This is a genomic window from Deinococcus carri (genome assembly GCF_039545055.1).
GTDB lineage: Bacteria > Deinococcota > Deinococci > Deinococcales > Deinococcaceae > Deinococcus > Deinococcus carri.
Genome location: NZ_BAABRP010000018.1, coordinates 14,643 through 31,722 on the forward strand (window position 1 = coordinate 14,643; position 17,080 = coordinate 31,722).

Here is a 17,080-nt window from a genome sequence, read left to right on the forward strand (position 1 = left end):
TAGCGCAGCCCCTCCCCCGCTGCGTGAAGTGAGCCTAAGCCCGGCAGGTGCCCCTTTTCACGCCGCGGGCCGGGGAGGGAGGGGTATGCTACGCGCAGTCCGGCTTTCTTCGTCTCTTTCTTCAACCCGCCCGCCGGACGGGAGGCTTACGACCTTGAACGTCACGCCGCTGGCGCTTCACCACGCGCCGCTGCTCCACACGCTGTACGCCGCTGCACCGGGCTATTTCGAGCTGCTCGGCACCCGTGTCCCCAGCCCCCGCGAGGTCGAGCGCGACGTGGAGATCGCGCTGCTCGACCCCCGCCGCCGCCTGGAACTCCTGTTCGACGCCGCCGGGGAACTGGTGGGCAGCCTCGACTGCAAGCTCGACTACCCCGAGGCCGGCGACCTGACCATCAACCTGCTGCTGATCCGCGAGGACCGGCAGTCGCAGGGGCTGGGGCGGCAGGCCGTGCGCGACCTCGAAGCCCGCCTGCCCCCCGGCACGGGCCGCATCCTCGCCAGCGTGCTGGGCAACAACCCCCGCGGTGCCCGGTTCTGGGAACGCCTGGGCTACACCTTCGCCCGCGACGCCCGCCCCGTCATGACCTGGTACGCCAAGCCGGTGGGCACCCTGCCCGTCCAGGCGGGCGAGAAGACAGACCTCGGGACGGTCAGCCTCGTCAGGCATTAGGGGCGGTGCCCAGAAAGGTTCGGCAACCTTTCTGGGCCGAACGAAGTGAGAAACCGTGATAAGGGCGGCGCGCAGTGGAGTTGCTGCCCAGGACGCGCGGCAACGTAACGGAGTGCCGCCCTGGGTGTGGCCTGCCGCCCAACAGCCCAGCGCGGCGGACGGTCGGACCGTTTCACCCTCTAGACTCCATACCGTGATCGTGAAATACGGCGGGAACGCCATGAAAAGCCTGGAGCTGCGGCGGGCGGTGGCGGGGGAAATCGCGGCGCTGCGGGCCGGGGTGTCGGTCGTGGTGGTGCATGGGGGCGGCCCCGTGATCGAGCGCGAACTCGCCGCGCGGGGCATTGCCAGCGAGTTCCGGCAGGGCCTGCGGGTGACCACGCCGGAAGCGATGGACGTGGTCGAGATGGCGCTGTGCCAGCTCAACAAGCAGCTCAGCCAGGATGTGGGCCTGGCCGTGGGCCTGATGGGGCGCGACTCGGCCCTGCTGGTCGCGGAGGTGCTGGACCCCGCGCTGGGCCGCGTCGGGCGCGTGACCGGGGTGAACGCCGCCCTGCTCCGGACGCTGCTGGGGGCGGGCATCACGCCGGTCGTGGGCTGCGTGGCGGTGGGGCCGGACGGGGGCGCGCTGAACGTGAACGCCGACACGGCCGCCGGGGCGGTCGCGGGGGCGCTGGGCGACGGCATCGTGTTCCTGACCGATGTGGCGGGCGTGTACCGCGCCTACCCCGACCCCGCCAGCCTGGCCCCCCACCTCACCCGCGCGGAGGCAGAGGAAGGCATCCACGCGGGCTGGATCGCCGGGGGCATGGTGCCCAAGGTCAGGGCTGCCCTGGACGCCCTGGACGCCGGAGCGCCCTTCGCCGTCATCGCCAGCGGGATGCAGGCGGGCGTGCTAGCGGCAGCGGTGCGCGGGGAGGCGGGAACGCGGGTCACGCCCTGAGGGGCGGGCAGACGGCTCGGGGCAGAAGGCAGAAGGCCAAAAACCGGGGGGAGCCTTCTGCCTTCTGCGCCCTCACCTCGTGAGGCTGAACACCAGCGTGTCCCGCAGTTCTGTGGGGTCGTGGGCGGCCACGTCGTCGTTGACCAGGGTGGCGTCCAGGGTGTAGCCCAGGGCGCGGGGGATACGGGCGCTGCGTTCGTTGCAGCGGTCACAGCGAATCTCGATGCGGCGCAGGCCCAGGCCGCCCTCCTCCGGGGAACGCAGGGCCAGGTCGGTCAGGGCGCGGGCCACCTCGGTCGCGTAGCCCTGCCCCGCGTGCGCGCTGGCTATCCAGTAGCCGATCTCGCCCTTCGGCACGCGCCAGTCGAGGGCGTGGTAGCCGCTGCTGCCGAGCAGCTCGGTGCCCTCCGCATTCCAGACGTGGTAACGCAGGTTCTCCCGCGCCGCGAAGCGTTCCGCCGCCTCCCGCAGGTTCTCCACCGTGCCGGGCAGGTCCAGGGGGTTCTGCGCCCACACCATCCACCGCCGCAACTCGGGCAGCGAGGCCCGAATCGCGGCGTGCAGGGCGGGAGCGTCCTCGGGGCGCGGCGCGCGCAGGAGGAGGCGAGGAGTGCGGACCTCGGCGGGAACGTCGGGGAGGGCGGGGGCAGTCATGTGGGGAATGTAAGGGATGCGGAAGGCAGAAGGCCGGTGGCCGAGGCTCCCGCAAGCCTTCTGCCTTCTGCCCCCCCTCAGGGAATCAACGCTTCCAGCCGCGCCAGCCGCGCCCGCAGCGTCTCCCGGTCCGGCGCGACGAGGTTCACGTGCCCCAGCTTGCGCCCCGGACGGGAGGCCTTGTGGTAGAGGTGCAGCCGGGTGCCGGGCAGGGCGTCGATGCCGGCCCAGTCGGGTTCCCGCCCATCTGCGGTCCCGATGATGTTCACCATCGCAGTGGGGTGCAGCGGTGCCCAGTCGGCCAGCGGCAGGCCCAGCACCGCGCGCACCTGCGCCTCGAACTGGCTGAGGCCCCCGCCATCCTGCGTGAGGTGCCCGCTGTTGTGGACGCGCGGGGCGACCTCGTTGACCAGCAGCTCGCCGCCTGGCAACTGGAAGAACTCCAGCGTGAGCAGGCCTTCCAGCCCCCACGCTTCCGCGACGGCGCGGGCCATCTCGCGGGCGCGGGCGGTGGTGCCCTCCGGCGCGGCGGCGGGAAAAACACTGGTGCGGAGGATGCCCTGGCGGTGCGTATTCTCGACCAGCGGCCCGAAGGCCACCGCGCCCGCCGCATTCCGGGCCACCGCCAGGCTCACCTCGCGCTCGAAGGAAATGAGGCCCTCCAGCACGCAGGGCACGCGGCCCAGGGTGTCCCAGGCGGCGCGCAACTGCGCCTCGCTGTCCACGCGCGCCTGGCCCTTGCCGTCGTAGCCCAGTTGGCTGGTCTTGAGGATGCCGCGCCCGCCCACCGCCTCCAGCGCCCCCGTCAGGTCCGCCTCGTGTTCGAGGGGCACGAAGGGGGCCGTCTGCACGCCGGCCGCGCGCAACGCCTCCTTCTCGCGCGCCCGGTGCTTGCTGCGGGCCAGCAGGGCACCGCCAGGGCGCACCGGCACCCGCCCTTCCAGCGCCGCGAGGGCCTCGACCGGCACGTTCTCGAACTCCAGGGTCACGGCGTCGCAGGCTGCGAGGCGTGCCAGCCCGGCGGGGTCGGTGTACCCAGCCTGGAGATGCTCGGCGCACAGCCGCGCGGGGGCCTGCGGGTCGGGTTCCAGCACCACGACCTTCACGCCCAGCGGCAGGGCGGCCAGGGCGAGCATCTGGGCGAGCTGGCCGCCGCCGAGGATGCCGAGGGAGAGGGATGAGGGATGAGGGATGAGGGATGAGGGGGTCATTCTGCTCCCGCTTCCGGGTGGTCCTCGAAGAAGGGGTCGTCGAGCACGGCCTGGGTCTGGGTTTGACGGAAGGCATCCAGCCTTTCGCGCACGGCCCCGTCCGTCGTGGCGAGCAGGGCGGCGGCGAAGAGGGCGGCGTTTTTGGCACCTGCCTGGCCGATGGCGAAGGTCGCCACCGGGATTCCGGCGGGCATCTGCACGATGCTCAGGAGGCTGTCCTGGCCGCCCAGGGCGCGGGACTGGACGGGTACGCCCAGCACCGGCACGCGCGTGAAGGCCGCGAGCATGCCCGGCAGGTGGGCCGCGCCGCCTGCCCCCGCGATGATGCAGCTCAGGTTCAGGCGCTCGGCCCGGGCGGCGTAGCTGGCGAGCAGGTGCGGCGTGCGGTGGGCCGACAGCACCCGCACCTCGTAGGGCACCCCCAGCTCGCGCAGCACGTCCAGCGCGCCCTGCATGGTGTCAAAATCGCTGCGGCTGCCCATCACCACGCCCACGCGGGGCGTTCCTTGTCCGTCGGTCACGGGCTGCATGCTACCGTCCCCCACGCCTGGGGCGGTACGGTGAGCCATGCGCGTTCAGGACATGAACTGGGAACAGGTGGAAACGTACCTCCAGCAAGACGACCGCTGCGTGCTGCCGCTGGGCTGCACCGAACAGCACGCCACGCTGAGCCTCGCCACCGACAGCCTGCTGGCCGGGCGGGTGGCGGCGGAGGCGGCCGCGCCGCTGGGCATTCCAGTGTTTCCCGTCCTCGCCTACGGCATCACGCCCACCTTCACGGCGTACCCCGGCACCGTCAGTCTGCGCGTCACGACGTACCTCGCCCTGCTCGACGACCTGCTGAGCGGCCTGCATGCGCAGGGCTTCCGCCGCATCCTGGTGGTGAACGGCCACGGCGGGAACGCGCCCGGTCAGGGCTGGCTGGGCGAGTGGCTCTCGCGTCATCCGGACGCGCGGGTGCAGTGGCACAACTGGTGGAACGCGCCGCGCACCTGGGCCGCCGTGCAGGCGACCGATTCCCTCGCCAGCCACGCGAGCTGGATGGAGAACTTCCCCTGGACACGGCTGGAAGGGGTCGCCGCGCCCGAGGAACGCAAGCCGCTGGTGGACCTGGCCGCGCTCCGGCAGCTGCCCCCAGGGCGGGTGCGCGAGATGCTGGGCGACGGCAACTACGGCGGCCTGCACGTGCGGCCCGAGGGGGACATGCTGGGCATCTGGCAGGAGGCCGTGGCGGAAACGCGGGAGCTGCTGGAGCGCGGGTGGACGGACTGAGAGGCAGCCAAACTTCCAGCCACCCGCAGCCAGCTTTCAGCCACCAGCGGAACGCCTGCGCTAGCTTTGGCGCATGACCGCCGCCCCGGATTACGACTGGCTGTACGCGCGCACCCGCGCGGGCCGCGACCGGGGACCGGAGAGCGCGCGGGCGCTGCTGGACCGCCTCGGCGCACCTGACACGTGCTTCGCGTCCATCCGCGTGGTCGGCACCAACGGCAAGGGCAGCACCTGCGCGATGCTGGAAGCGGGGCTGCTGGCTGCTGGCATCCGCGCGGGCCGCTTCACCAGCCCGCACCTCCAGCGGTACGAGGAACGGGTGCGGGTGAAGGGGCAGGAGCTGGCCCCCACCCGCACCGCCGCCTTTATCGAGTGGGCCAAGGAACACGCGCCGGACGCGGCCTTTTTCGACCTTACCCTGGCCCTGGCCGCGCAGGTCTTTGCGGAGGGCGGTGTCGAGGTCGCCGTGATGGAAGCCGGGGTGGGCGGCGTCAGCGACGCCACGCAGGCGCTGAGGAACGTCCGGGCCGTCGCCCTGACCAACGTGGACCTCGACCACGTGGCCGCCCTGGGGCCGACCCTGCGCGACATCGCCCGCGACAAGGCCCAGGCCGCCCGGCCCGGCGTGCCGCTGCTGACCACGGCCACCGGGGAGGCGCTGGAGGTGGTCCGCGAGGTGGCGGCCGGGGTGGGCGCGCCCCTCTGCACGCCGCAGACGCACCCGGCCCTGTTCGCCCTCCCCCACCCGCCCCGGCTGGCGGGCGCACACCAGCAGGCGAACGCCGCGCTGGCCGCCGCCACCCTGCGCACGCTGGGCCACGGGCAGGGGGTGGAGGCCGCGCTGAATGCTGCCCACCCCGCGCGCCTGGAACGCTTCGAGGTCGGCGGGAAGACCGTCCTGCTCGACGGCGCGCACAACCCGCACGCGGCGCGCGCCCTGGCCGCCAGCGTGCCCCGCGCCGACGTGCTGCTGTTCGGCAACCTCGCCCGCAAGGACACGGCCGCGACCCTGGCCCCGCTGCTGGCCGTGGCCCCCCTGCGGGTCTTCACCGCGCCAGGTGACCTCGCCACACCCCCGGAAGACCTCGCTGGGGAGTACGGTGGGCAGGCCATCCCCCGGCCGCCGGAAGCCCTGGCCCACGCCCTGGCCCTGACCCCGCCCGGCGGAACCCTGCTGGTCACGGGCAGCCTGTACCTCGCCGGAACCGTGCGCGACCTGCTGATGTCCTCTTGACAGCCCGCAGGCGTGCCCGTATACTCCCTTTCGCTCTGGGTCGTTAGCTCAATTGGCAGAGCAGCTGACTCTTAATCAGCGGGTTGTAGGTTCGATTCCTACACGACCCACCAGAGAAAAGCCCCGCTTAGCGCGGGGTTTCTTCGTTTGTGGCTGCGGAGCAACCCGGCCACAGAACCGCCCTCCGCAGCGACCGCGCAGCTTCCGCCCAGGGTGGCGTGAAGCCGTGGAGCGCCGGAACCCCGCGCCATAGGGTTGAGTTCTGCGAGTCTTCAGAAAGGCTGTGGGCAACGCCTCAGCAGCGCCAGGGTGGGGAAAGAGACGGTTGCGGATCGGGTCGGTAAATCGCGTCCCCCTCGGCGTTGACTCCTTCCAGCCCGAACAGCGTCAGGTCCTCCCAGCTGATGGGGGCCTCGCAGATGTCCCGGACGGCGGTGGCCCGGAAGCCCCGCCAGCAGTACGGCCTGCGAGTCTTCCATCGCTGCCAGCCCGTCCTTCTTGCTCCTCGCGCTGCTGCGCCGCTTTGCCAGTCCGCTCGGGAGATTCCAGGGAATCAACGCCATTTCGTCTGTCCATCTGTGGCAAAATCTGACATTCAGCGTTCTTAGATGGGGAGCAGGCGGAGTCCTTCCCTTCCCAGGCGGTCGCTGGGGTCGGGCCGCCGGAAGCTGTCCCCGGTCCCACCCACGGGCGACTGAAGGCGGCAGCCTTCCCCTACTCAAAGCGAGGAACGAAGAGCATGAAACTGCGCAAGACTTTGCTGCCCCTCGGCGCGCTGGCCCTGGCCGGCCTCGTGATTGCGTCCAGCCGGAAAACCGCCCGGAAGCCCCAGGTGGCGCACCCCCTCCCGGCCACCCCCGACCCGTCCCAGCCCCTGGACGTCCTTATCGTCGGCGCGGGGCTTTCGGGCATCGGCGCGGCGCGGCACCTGCTGGACAAGTGCCCGGGGAAACGGTTCGAACTGCTGGAGGGCCGGCAGGCCATTGGGGGGACCTGGGACCTCTTCCGTTATCCCGGCGTCCGCTCGGACTCCGACGTGTACACACTGGGGTACAGCTTCAAACCCTGGACCGGCCAGAAATCCATCGCGGACGGCCCGGACATCCGCCAGTACATCCAGGAGGCCGCCGACGAGGCCGGGATCACGGGGCGCATCCGCTTCGGGCACAGGGTGAAAAAGGCCGAATGGTCCTCCGCCGAGCAGTGCTGGACCGTCACGGCGGAACACCGGACGGAAGGCGGCCCCCCCAGCACCGTCACCCTCAGGACGAGATTCCTCTTCCTGTGCAGCGGCTACTACAGCTACGAGGAAGGGTATCGCCCCGAGTTCCCGAACGAGCAGGCGTTCGGGGGGCAGATCGTTCACCCGCAGTTCTGGCCGGAAGATCTCGACTATGTGGGCAAGAACGTCGTGGTGATCGGCAGCGGGGCCACCGCCGTTACCCTGGTGCCCGCGCTGGCGCAGAAGGCGGCGCACGTCACCATGCTCCAGCGGTCGCCCTCCTACATCGCGGTGCAGCCGCTGGTCGATCAGACGGCCCTGAAGTTGCGGGGGCGGCTGCCCGCGCGGGCGGCCCACCGGGTGATTCGCTGGCGCAACATTCTGAGCAGCATGTTCTACTACAACGTTGCCCGGCAGGCCCCGCGGCTGTTCCGGGAACAACTCCTGAAGGACGCCGCGGGGCACCTCGGGGACACCTTCGACGCGCGGCACTTCACGCCCACCTACAAACCCTGGGATCAGCGCGTGTGTGCCGTGCCCGACGGTGACCTCTTCCGGGCGGTGCGGGAGGGCCAGGCGTCGGTCGTCACGGATACCATCGAGGCGTTCACGCCGAACGGCCTTCGTCTGACGGGCGGGCAGGAGCTTCCGGCCGACATCGTTGTGACCGCCACCGGGCTGAAGATGAACGTGCTGGGGGACATCGCGTTCACGGTGGACGGCCAGCCGGTCGACCCCGCCCACGCCCTGGTCTACAAGGGCATGATGCTCAGCGGCGTTCCGAACTGCGCGTATACCTTCGGGTACGTCAACGCCGCCTGGACCCTCAAGGCCGAACTGACCCAGGATTACGTCTGCCGCCTGCTGCGTTACATGGACCGTCGCGGGTACGGCAGCGTCCTCCCCGAGGCCGACCCATCTCTCGAACAGCGGCCCCTGCTCGGGTTCAATTCCGGTTACGTCACGCGCAGCGCCGCGCTGCTGCCCAAGCAGGGGTCGCGCAAGCCCTGGCAGGTCCACCAGAACTACCTTCAGGACAAGGCCACCATTCAGTTCTCGCCCCTGGACGACGGCGTCCTGAAATTCACCCCCGCCCATACGACTGCCCAACCTTGAGGCGGAGTGAGGCCGGGGCGGGCGCGGCGGGGCGTGCAGATGGGGGTGGGGGCGGGGTAGCCTGGGCTGCATGACAGGCAAGCCCGAGGAACAGCCGCATCCCGACCTGGCCCATCCCAACTGGGCCGGACTCGTGCCGGGCGGCGTGCAGCCGTGGAAGACGCTGTCGTCGCGGGTGCTGGTGGAGGGCTTCCGGGTGGTGCTGGAAGACCGGGTTCAGACGCCTTCCGGCGCGGAGGTGGTGTACCAGTACCGCCCCCGTGGCCCGCGCGCCATGTTCGTGCTGCCCGTGACGGCGGCGGGCGAGGCGGTCCTGATTCGCCAGTACCGTTATCCCCTCCAGTCGACCATCTGGGAGGTCGTGGCGGGCGGCGTGGAGCGCGGCGAGGACCTACTGACGGCCGCACGGCGCGAACTGGCAGAGGAGGTGGGGGGCACGGCGGCCGAGTGGATACCCCTCCCCGGCTTCTACCCGCAGCCCAGTATCAGCGGGGTGGTGTTCTACCCGCTGCTCGCGCTGGGCGTGACCCTGGGCGACACCGCGCACGAGGACAGCGAGGTCATCGAGCGTGTCGTGCTGCCCCTCCGCGAGGTGTACCGGATGCTGGAGGCGGGCGAGATAGGCGACGGCCCCAGCAGCCTCACGCTGTGGCACGCGCGGCGGCACCTCGCGGGGCGCGGCCTGCTGTGACCGACCTGCCCGCGCCCTTCGTCACCCTCGCCGCCCCGCACCGGCACGACGCGGTGGTGGAGAACAGCGAGTTCCTGGCCTTTGCCGGGCGGGCCGACACGCCGGAAGAGGCCCTGGCCCACCTCGCCGCCCTGCGCGAACGCTACCCGGACGCCACCCACCACTGCTGGGCCTACCGTATCGGCCCCGCCTACCGCTTCAGCGACGACGGCGAGCCGGGCGGCACGGCGGGCGCACCCATCCTGCGCGCCATCGAGGGGCAGGTCGTGGACCACGTGATGGTCGTGGTGGTGCGCTACTACGGTGGCGTGAAGCTGGGGACGGGCGGGCTGGTGCGGGCCTATGGGGGCACGGCGGCGGAATGTCTGCGCACTGCCCCCCGGCTGGAGGTGCGGCCCCGGCAGACGCTCACCGTCTCCGTGCCGTTCGAGCACCTCAGCGCCCTCTATCACCTGCTGGGCACCTTCGACACGGCGCGGGGTGAGGAAACGTACACGGCCTCCGGTGTGACGTTGCCCGTGCAGGTCTACCCCGAGGACGCGGATGCCTTCGCGCAGGCGCTGCGGGACGCGACGCGGGGTGGGGCGGGGGTGGTAGAAGAGGCCCGGTAGACTGAACCATGAGCAGGCTGCGACAGGTTCGGGAGCAGGCGGGGCCGATTTTCAAGCGGTATCACCCGGAACACGGGGCCGCCCTGCCGCTGATCCTCAAGCCGGTGATCAACCTGGAAGCGCAGGAGGTCCCCGATGCTTCACTGCCCGTCGGGGGCAGCAAGCTGGGCGGCCTGCCTGACCTGGGGACGCAGCCCTGGCCGGAGGACGCTGGAGACCCCATGCTTTTCGTGGCCCAGTTCAATCTGACCGAGTTGAGGCCCTTTGATGAGGACGCCCTGTTTCCGCTGTCCGGACTGCTGAGTTTCTTTCTGGGACGGCGGGCCATCGAGAACGGCCGGATGGAACCCGAACACTGGGCGGTGCGGTACGAGCCAGCCCTCGAAGCGCTGCGGAGGGCCTCCCCGCCCCCGGAAACCGACGGGGAATGGGCCACTCCAGCGCACGCCGTCGCCTTTTGCGCAGGAATGCATCCCTGGGGTGACGTTGGGATAGGGCAAGCGGACGGAATCCGGCTCTCCCTGCATTACGAGCAGGTCATCTTTGACCCGGAATGGCAGGCGGTGACGGGTGAAGGGGACCTCACCGGAGAGGCATATCTGCTGGGCGACACGGTGGCGACAATGCTTGAGAGCGCAGCAGAGGAGGAAGGGGAAACGGCCCTGCTGACCCTGCCCCACACCTCGGGGGTCTTTCCCTTCGTGGACCAGGGCAACAGGCTGTCCTTCGCCTTCCTCATCCCCCGCGCCGACCTCACAGGCGCAGATTTTCGCCGCGTGCGGCTGACATACCACATGTCCTGAACCCTCTCCTCTACACTCCCCCCATGACCCCTGCCCCCCTGCCCTCCCGCATCGGCTACGGAGAAGACGCGCACCGCCTGGCCCAGGGGCGGGCGCTGGTGCTGGGCGGCGTGCCCATCCCGCACGCCGAGCGCGGCGCGGTGGCGCACAGCGACGGGGACGCGGTGCTGCACGCCGTCGCGGACGCGCTGCTGTCGGGCCTGGCGCTGGGGGACATCGGGCAGTATTACCCCGACACCGCCGCCGAGAACGCGGGGCTGGACTCGCGGGAGATTCTGGCCCATGCGCTGGCGCTGGTGCGCGAGTGGAAGTACGCCCCGGCGAACGTGGCGCTGGTGGTCACGCTCGACCGGCCCAAGCTGGGGCCACTGCGCGCCGACATCGCCCGCAACGTGGCCGCCCTGCTGGGCCTGAATGAAACGGAGGTGGGCGTGAGCTTCAAGACTTCCGAGGGCCTCGCACCCGACCACGTGCAGGTGCGAGTGACGGTGCTGCTGGCGCGGGTGGAAGGGTGAGCGGACCCCTGCTGCGCGTCGTGCTGTTCGAGCCGGAAAAGGCGGGCAACGTGGGCAACGTCGCGCGCACCTGCGCCGTGCTGGGGGCCGACCTGCACCTGATTCGCCCCTTCGGCTTCCACCTGCACGACCGCGAGTTCAGGCGGGCCGTGATGGACTACATGCAGGGCGTGACACTGCACGAACACGCGAACTGGTCGGCGTTTCAGAGGGCGCTGCCGGAAGAGGCGCGGGTCTGGGCCTTCAGCACGCACGCCACCACGTTGCACACGCGGGCGGGCTTCCGGCGCGGCGATTATCTGCTGCTCGGCCCCGAGTCACGTGGCCTGCCGACCTGGTTGCGGGAAGGCCTGCCCACGCTGAAGCTTCCGCAGCCCGGCGGGGGCCGCAGCCTCAATCTGGCGGTGGCGGCGGGCGTGGCGGCGTTCGAGGCGGGGCGGCAGATCGAGGGGTGGTGAGGGGAGCGGTCAGCTTTCAGCGGTCAGGTGAAGGTTTGCGTTTCCGCACCCAAGCCACCAGCCACAACACCAGGCCCACGACGCCGGCAATGGCCCCGAGTGGCAGCGTGACCAGCATCAGCCAGCCCAGCACGCCCAGGCCGTACAGCAGGCCCCCGGCGTCCCACCCGGCGATGATGCAGGGGTGAACGCTGCCCTCGTCCAGGGCACAGCCGTGGGTGGTCGCCACCGCCGAGGCCAGCAGCACCGACAGCAGCGGCCCGAAGGTGAACAGCGCCCACAGCAGGGCGGCGAGGAGCCAGGGACGGCGCATGGGGGGAGCATAAGCCGGCTTTTGCGGAGAAGATGGGCCACCGCAGGGCGTTGCCCGCCGTAGAGTAACCCCCATGACCTCCAACCCCGGTTTTGAAGAGAAGCTCGCCCGCTACGCCGAACTCCTCGTCCGCACGGGCGTGAACCTGCCGGAAGGCGGGAAGGTGCAGGTGAACGCCCCGGTGGAGGCGGCGGCGCTGGCCCGCCTCGTCGCCCGCGCCGCGTATCAGGCGGGGGCCACAGACGTGCGGGTGAACTACAACGACCAGCACCTCTCGCTCGCGCTGTACGAGGACGGCACCGACACGGCGGTGGAGTTCCTGCCCGAGTGGAGCGCCCAGGAGGGAGAACATCTGGTGGCCGACGGGTACGCCTTCATCTCGATCGTCGGCAGCGATCCTTCCCTGCTGGCGGGCGTGAACCCCGAGCGTGTGGCGCGGCGCAGCAAACTCGCCGCACAGAAGGGGCAGCACGTGCAGAAGGCCATCGGCGGCTTCGAGGTCAACTGGACGGTCGCCGCCATGAGCACCCCCGCCTGGGCACGCCGCGTCTACCCGGAGCTGCCCGAGGCGGAGGCCGTCGCCCGCCTGTGGGACGACATCTTCGCCGTCACCCGCGCCGACCGACCCGACCCGGTGGCCGCCTGGGACGCACACCTCGCGCGCCTGGAACGCCTGACCGCCTACCTGAACGAGAAGCAGTACGCGGCGATTCACCTCCGCAGCGGGCTGGGCACCGACCTCACGGTGGGCCTCGCGGACGGCCACATCTGGCAGGGCGGCGCGGAGACGGCCCGAAACGGCATCCGCGCCGTGCCCAACCTCCCCACCGACGAGGTCTTCACGGCCCCCCACCGCGAGCGGGTGGACGGTGTGGCGGTCGCCAGCAAGCCCCTCAGTGCGCGCGGGCAACTGATCGAGGGCATTCGCGTGCGCTTCGAGGGCGGGAAGGCCGTCGAGGTCAGCGCCGAGAAGGGCGAGGAGACGCTGAGGCAGCTGATGGAGACGGACGAGGGGGCCGCGCACCTGGGCGAAATCGCGCTGGTCCCGGCCTCCGCCCCCGTCGCGCAGACTGGAACACTGTTCCTGAACACCCTCTTCGACGAGAACGCCGCCTCGCACATCGCCCTGGGCCGCTGCTACCCCACCAACGTCCAGCACGGCGAGAACCCCGAAGCCCTGCTCGCGGCGGGCGGCAACGACTCCCTGATCCACGTGGACTGGATGATCGGCACGCCCGACACCGACGTGGACGGCATCACGGCGGGCGGCCAGCGCGAGGCCCTGATGCGCGGCGGGGAGTGGGTGGTGGGAGAGCCTTCAGCCGTCAGCGTTCAGCTCTCCGCAGCCGAGGCCGAAGCTTAAGCCTTCCCTGACGGCTGAACGCTGAAGGCTGACGGCCCCTTACAATGCCCCCATGACCGGCAACGACACCTACACCGAAGGCGGCTACACCCAGGCCCCCGAACTCTCCCGCGAGCGCCAGACGCGCTTCTCGCAGGCCCCCGAACTGGGCGAGGGTATCGACCCCGGCAAGAGCTACCGCGCCGTGTTCGAGACCAGCAAGGGCCGCATCGTGCTGGACCTCTTCCCGGACGAGGCCCCCGTCACCGTGAACTCGTTCGCGTACCTGCTGCGCCACCACTACTACGACGGCATCAAGTTTCACCGCGTCATCGACGGCTTCATGGCGCAGGGCGGCGACCCCACCGGCACTGGCGCGGGCGGCCCCGGCTACAAGTTCGAGGACGAGTTTGGCAGCACGCACCGCCACGACCGCAAGGGGGTCCTGAGCATGGCGAACGCCGGCCCCAGCACCAACGGCTCGCAGTTCTTCATCACCTTCGGCCCCACGCCGCACCTCGACGGCCGCCACACTGTCTTCGGTCAGGTCGTGGAGGGCATGGACGTGCTGGACCGCCTGACCCGCATCCAGCCCGGCATGCCCGGCACGCCGGACGTGATCGAGCGGGCATACCTGGTGGAGAAGGCCGAAGGCTGAACGCCGGACGCGGCAGGCAGGAAGGCGGAGGCTGCGGCTTCCGCCTTCCCCTTTCTGCCATCAGCCATTCGCCTTCCGCACCTTGCCACTGTGGGAACCTCGTGAGAGCCGCCGCGCTACACTGGCGGCATGGACAACCGCACGAACCTCGACGACTATCTCGCGGGGCTGGGCATCAGTGACGCCGACGACGTGGTGCCGCTGCCGCCCGCGCCCGAGGTCGCCGCACCGGCTTCCTCCGCCCCGGAGGCCATGGACGAGGACCCCCGCGCGGTGCTGGAACGGTTTCTCCAGGGGCTGACCGCCCGCATCGACCCCACGCTCACCATCACCGTCCGCGAGGGCGAGGACGCGCTGGAGGCCGAGATCGGCGGGGAGAACGCTGGCCGGCTGGCGGGCCGCGACGGGCGCACCCTGGGGGCCATCGAGGTGCTGGCATACACCGTGCTCGCCAAGCAGGCGGGCCGCAGCGACCTGCGTGTGCGGGTGGACGTGGGCGGCTTCCGCAAGCGGCAGGCCGATACCCTGTCCCGTCTGGCCGAGCGCCTGGCCGTGCAGGTCGCCAAGAGCGGCGAGGCCCACGAACTCCAGCCCATGCCCGCCGCCGACCGCCGCGTGATTCACATCGCCCTCAAGGAACACCCCGACGTGACCACCGAATCGGTCGGGGAGGGGGCCTCCCGGCGACTGCTGATCAAGCCGAGAAGCTATGAGCCGTGAGCTATGAAAAAGAGGGCGAACGCAAAAGCTGACGCTTCCGGTTGCCGGTTCATAGCCCATAGCTCATAGCTCATGGCCTTTCCCCTCACCCTCCGCGCGTGGTTGCAGGAAGCCACGCGCCTGCTGCGTGAGGCGGGCGTGCCCTCGCCAGAGGCCGACGCGCGGACGCTGGTGCTGCACGCGCTGAACCTGGGCGGCGCGGCCCTGCTGACCCAGGGCGGGGAGGTCGTGCCGGAGGCGGACGCGACGCGGCTGGCGGCCCTGCTCGCGCGGCGGGCCGCCCGCGAACCCCTCCAGCATCTGCTAGGCGAGGTGGAGTGGGGCGGCGTGCGCCTGCGGACCGACGGGCGGGCGCTGGTGCCGCGTCCCGAGACGGAGTGGCTGCTGCACCTCGCGCTGGAGGCCCTGAAGGACTGGCCCGCCCCGCGCGTGCTGGACGTGGGCACCGGCACAGGCGCTCTGGCACTGGGGCTGAAGGCCGCCCGACCGGACGCCAGCGTCACCGCCACCGACCTCAGCCCCGACGCCCTGACGCTGGCGCGCGAGAATGCCCGGCTGAACGGGCTGGACGTGGTCTTCGTGGAGGGGAGCCTGCTGGCGGGCCTGCCCGGTCCCTTCGACCTGATCGTGAGCAACCCCCCCTACCTGCCCGACACCGACCGCATGGGGGCCGCCCCCGAGGTGCGCTGCGACCCCGACCTCGCGCTGTATGCCGGCCCCGACGGGCTGGATGTGGCCCGGCCCCTGGCGGCGCAGGCGGCAGCTGCCCTCGCTCCCGACGGCACGCTGCTGCTGGAACTCGACCCCCGCAACGCCACTCTCTTCGCCGCGGAACTGCGCGCCGCGGGCTGGCAGGCCGGGGTGCTGCCCGACCTGGTGGGGCGGGAACGGTTCGTGAGGGCGGGAAGGGGTTAGGTATTAGGGGTAAGGAGTTAGGAAAAGACCTGTTTTCCTCATCCCTAACTCCTCACCCCTAACCCCTTTCACCCCGGAATCTGCCGCAGCAGGTTGGCCGTCTCGATCATCGCCAGCACGGCCTCCGCGCCCTTGTTGCCCGCCTTGGTCCCGGCCCGCTCGACCGCCTGCTCGATGGTGTCGGTGGTTAGGACGCCGAAGGCGATGGGCACCCCTGTGTGCAGCATCGAGTTCAGGATGCCGTTGGTGGCCGCGCCCGCCACGAAGTCGTAATGGTCGGTCGCGCCCTTGATGACGGCCCCCAGGCATACCACCGCGTCGTAGCGCCCGCTTTCCGCGAGGCGGCGGGCCACCAGGGGCACCTCAAAGCTGCCGGGCACCACGTACAGGTCGAGGTCGGCGCTGTCGCCGCCGTGCTGCACGAAGGCGGTCTGCGCGCCCTCCACCAGTCGGTCCACGATGAAATGGTTCCAGCGCGTGCCGACGATGGCGAACTTGAGGCCGGTGGCAAGCAGGTTGGCTTCGATACGGTTCATGGCCCGCATTGTGCCGTGTCCGTCCCCCCGGAACGTCCTCACCCCGCCCGGCTTCATGGGGTGTTAAGGTGAACCACGGCAGCCTGCCCCGGCATCCGCTGCACTTCCCCTTCTTCCACCCGCGTCCCGCGAGACGCCCCGTGCCCGCACGGTAAGCCCGCCCGAGAGGCGGCGATGGAGGCCCCATGCTCCGGATTCCGCTTCATTCCGCAACCACCGGAAAAGCACCGCTTGTTGCTCCACTTCCGCAGAACCCGTCGTTTCTCCTGCTCGCCCTGCTCGGATGTCCAGGTTGCCAAGTCAACCTTTCCATCGGAGTCGGTATGTCCAGCCCCGCGCAACCCACGAGCGTCCCCCCGCACCTCTGGCCGGGAGACGCCCGTTCTACTTTGGGAGTCCCCGCATGAAGCTTGAGCAACGGTACGAAGGCAAGGCCAAGAAGGTCTACGCGACCGAGAACCCGCATGAGTACGTGGTGGAGTACAAGGACGACGCGACCGCCTTCAACGGCGTCAAAAAGGCCCAGATTCAGGGCAAGGGCGAGATCAACAACGCGATCACTGCGCACCTGTTTCCCCTGCTGGAGAGAGCGGGCATCCCCACCCACTTCCTGGAAAAGCTGGGTGACCGCGAGCAGCGCGTGCGGGCGGTGGAGATCATCCCGGTGGAAGTCATCGTACGCAATGTGGCGGCGGGCAGCTTCAGCAAGAGGCTGGGCATCGAGGAAGGCACGCCCCTCGCGCGGCCCGTCGTCGAGTACTGCTACAAGTCCGACGCGCTGGGCGACCCCCTCATCAACACCGATACCGCCGTCGCCCTGGGCTGGGCAGGTGAGGACGAGCTGCGGCGCATCCGCGAGCTGGCCCTCAACATCCGCGACTTCCTGGTGCCCTACTTCGCGGAGCGCGGCATCCGCCTGATCGACTTCAAGCTGGAATTCGGCCGCACCCACGACGGCACCGTGGTCCTGGCCGACGAGATCAGCCCCGACACCTGCCGCTTCTGGGACGCCCAGACGAACGAGAAGATGGACAAGGACCGCTTCCGCCGCGACCTGGGCGGGGTGGAGGACGCGTATGCGGAGATGCTGAGGCGCGTCACCGCGCCCGCAGAAGGCTGAAGGCCAAAAGCTGAAGGCTCTTCACGCCTCTGCAACAGCCGCTGCTTCCTTCTGCCATCCGCCTTCTGCCTTT

Annotated in this window: 20 protein-coding genes and 1 tRNA gene; 16 read left to right on the forward strand and 5 right to left on the reverse strand. The window is 70.5% G+C overall.

The features are described from left to right. The first annotated feature begins 154 nt into the window (after positions 1-154). Positions 155-673, forward strand: coding sequence for a GNAT family N-acetyltransferase (locus ABEA67_RS16110; RefSeq protein WP_345467141.1), 519 nt, complete (start codon positions 155-157; stop codon positions 671-673). 193 nt (positions 674-866) lie between these two features. Continuing rightward, positions 867-1,616 carry an acetylglutamate kinase gene (argB, locus tag ABEA67_RS16115; RefSeq protein ID WP_345467143.1) on the forward strand — a complete coding sequence of 250 codons (750 nt, stop codon included), beginning with the start codon at positions 867-869 and terminating at the stop codon, positions 1,614-1,616. A gap of 72 nt (positions 1,617-1,688) precedes the next feature. Here argB and ABEA67_RS16120 read toward each other — a convergent pair whose 3' ends face one another. From ABEA67_RS16120 to purE, 3 genes are all read right to left on the reverse strand, one after another. Next, positions 1,689-2,270: a GNAT family N-acetyltransferase gene (locus tag ABEA67_RS16120; RefSeq protein WP_345467145.1), complete on the reverse strand. Its 582-nt coding sequence runs from the start codon at positions 2,268-2,270 to the stop codon at positions 1,689-1,691. Between the two features lie 77 nt (positions 2,271-2,347). Continuing rightward, a complete protein-coding gene (gene purK, locus ABEA67_RS16125) occupies positions 2,348-3,481 on the reverse strand; it encodes a 5-(carboxyamino)imidazole ribonucleotide synthase (RefSeq protein WP_345467148.1) in 1,134 nt (377 codons plus the stop codon). Continuing rightward, entirely contained in the window at positions 3,478-4,011 is a 534-nt protein-coding gene (gene purE, locus ABEA67_RS16130) for a 5-(carboxyamino)imidazole ribonucleotide mutase (RefSeq protein WP_345467151.1), read from the reverse strand. Before purE ends, purK begins: the two co-directional genes overlap by 4 nt. A gap of 37 nt (positions 4,012-4,048) precedes the next feature. On the opposite strand from purE, the gene ABEA67_RS16135 reads away from it, so the two are divergent. The 9 genes from ABEA67_RS16135 (at position 4,049) to ABEA67_RS16175 (ending at position 11,403) form a co-directional block, all read left to right on the forward strand. Further along, positions 4,049-4,753 carry a creatininase family protein gene (locus ABEA67_RS16135; RefSeq protein WP_345467153.1) on the forward strand — a complete coding sequence of 235 codons (705 nt, stop codon included), beginning with the start codon at positions 4,049-4,051 and terminating at the stop codon, positions 4,751-4,753. A 73-nt stretch (positions 4,754-4,826) separates the two neighbouring features. Further along, positions 4,827-5,987, forward strand: a complete 1,161-nt coding sequence (locus ABEA67_RS16140) for a glutamate ligase domain-containing protein (protein ID WP_345467155.1) — start codon at positions 4,827-4,829, stop codon at positions 5,985-5,987. A 37-nt stretch (positions 5,988-6,024) separates the two neighbouring features. Then, positions 6,025-6,100, forward strand: a tRNA-Lys gene (locus tag ABEA67_RS16145). Between the two features lie 626 nt (positions 6,101-6,726). After that, on the forward strand, positions 6,727-8,325 hold the full coding sequence (locus ABEA67_RS16150; protein ID WP_345467158.1) for a flavin-containing monooxygenase: 1,599 nt from the start codon (positions 6,727-6,729) through the stop codon (positions 8,323-8,325). A 70-nt stretch (positions 8,326-8,395) separates the two neighbouring features. Further along, positions 8,396-9,016 carry an NUDIX domain-containing protein gene (locus tag ABEA67_RS16155; protein ID WP_345467160.1) on the forward strand — a complete coding sequence of 207 codons (621 nt, stop codon included), beginning with the start codon at positions 8,396-8,398 and terminating at the stop codon, positions 9,014-9,016. Then, on the forward strand, positions 9,013-9,627 hold the full coding sequence (locus ABEA67_RS16160; RefSeq protein ID WP_345467163.1) for an IMPACT family protein: 615 nt from the start codon (positions 9,013-9,015) through the stop codon (positions 9,625-9,627). Before ABEA67_RS16155 ends, ABEA67_RS16160 begins: the two co-directional genes overlap by 4 nt. Before the next feature lie 8 nt (positions 9,628-9,635). After that, positions 9,636-10,430, forward strand: coding sequence for a DUF1963 domain-containing protein (locus ABEA67_RS16165; protein WP_345467165.1), 795 nt, complete (start codon positions 9,636-9,638; stop codon positions 10,428-10,430). Positions 10,431-10,453: 23 nt separating this feature from the next. Then, positions 10,454-10,945, forward strand: coding sequence for a 2-C-methyl-D-erythritol 2,4-cyclodiphosphate synthase (gene ispF, locus ABEA67_RS16170; RefSeq protein WP_345467167.1), 492 nt, complete (start codon positions 10,454-10,456; stop codon positions 10,943-10,945). Further along, the gene (locus ABEA67_RS16175; protein ID WP_345467169.1) at positions 10,942-11,403 is read left to right on the forward strand and encodes a tRNA (cytidine(34)-2'-O)-methyltransferase; all 462 of its coding nucleotides are present in this window, start codon (positions 10,942-10,944) and stop codon (positions 11,401-11,403) included. Before ispF ends, ABEA67_RS16175 begins: the two co-directional genes overlap by 4 nt. A 16-nt stretch (positions 11,404-11,419) precedes the next feature. Here ABEA67_RS16175 and ABEA67_RS16180 read toward each other — a convergent pair whose 3' ends face one another. Continuing rightward, entirely contained in the window at positions 11,420-11,716 is a 297-nt protein-coding gene (locus ABEA67_RS16180) for a hypothetical protein (protein ID WP_345467171.1), read from the reverse strand. A gap of 73 nt (positions 11,717-11,789) precedes the next feature. Here ABEA67_RS16180 and ABEA67_RS16185 point away from each other — a divergent pair, with 73 nt between their 5' ends. The 4 genes from ABEA67_RS16185 (at position 11,790) to prmC (ending at position 15,351) form a co-directional block, all read left to right on the forward strand. Continuing rightward, positions 11,790-13,079 (forward strand): aminopeptidase, encoded by a 1,290-nt coding sequence (locus ABEA67_RS16185; RefSeq protein ID WP_345467173.1) that lies wholly within the window; start codon positions 11,790-11,792, stop codon positions 13,077-13,079. A 52-nt stretch (positions 13,080-13,131) separates the two neighbouring features. Next, the gene (locus tag ABEA67_RS16190) at positions 13,132-13,716 is read left to right on the forward strand and encodes a peptidylprolyl isomerase (RefSeq protein WP_345467175.1); all 585 of its coding nucleotides are present in this window, start codon (positions 13,132-13,134) and stop codon (positions 13,714-13,716) included. 129 nt (positions 13,717-13,845) lie between these two features. Beyond that, entirely contained in the window at positions 13,846-14,436 is a 591-nt protein-coding gene (locus tag ABEA67_RS16195; protein ID WP_345467177.1) for a Jag family protein, read from the forward strand. Positions 14,437-14,508: 72 nt separating this feature from the next. Next, a complete protein-coding gene (gene prmC, locus ABEA67_RS16200) occupies positions 14,509-15,351 on the forward strand; it encodes a peptide chain release factor N(5)-glutamine methyltransferase (RefSeq protein WP_345467179.1) in 843 nt (280 codons plus the stop codon). Between the two features lie 68 nt (positions 15,352-15,419). On the opposite strand, the gene ribH is transcribed toward prmC, so the two are convergent. Further along, on the reverse strand, positions 15,420-15,887 hold the full coding sequence (gene ribH / locus ABEA67_RS16205) for a 6,7-dimethyl-8-ribityllumazine synthase (RefSeq protein ID WP_345467181.1): 468 nt from the start codon (positions 15,885-15,887) through the stop codon (positions 15,420-15,422). Positions 15,888-16,290: 403 nt separating this feature from the next. On the opposite strand from ribH, the gene purC reads away from it, so the two are divergent. Beyond that, positions 16,291-17,007, forward strand: coding sequence for a phosphoribosylaminoimidazolesuccinocarboxamide synthase (gene purC / locus ABEA67_RS16210; protein ID WP_345467184.1), 717 nt, complete (start codon positions 16,291-16,293; stop codon positions 17,005-17,007). The last annotated feature ends 73 nt before the right edge of the window (positions 17,008-17,080 follow it).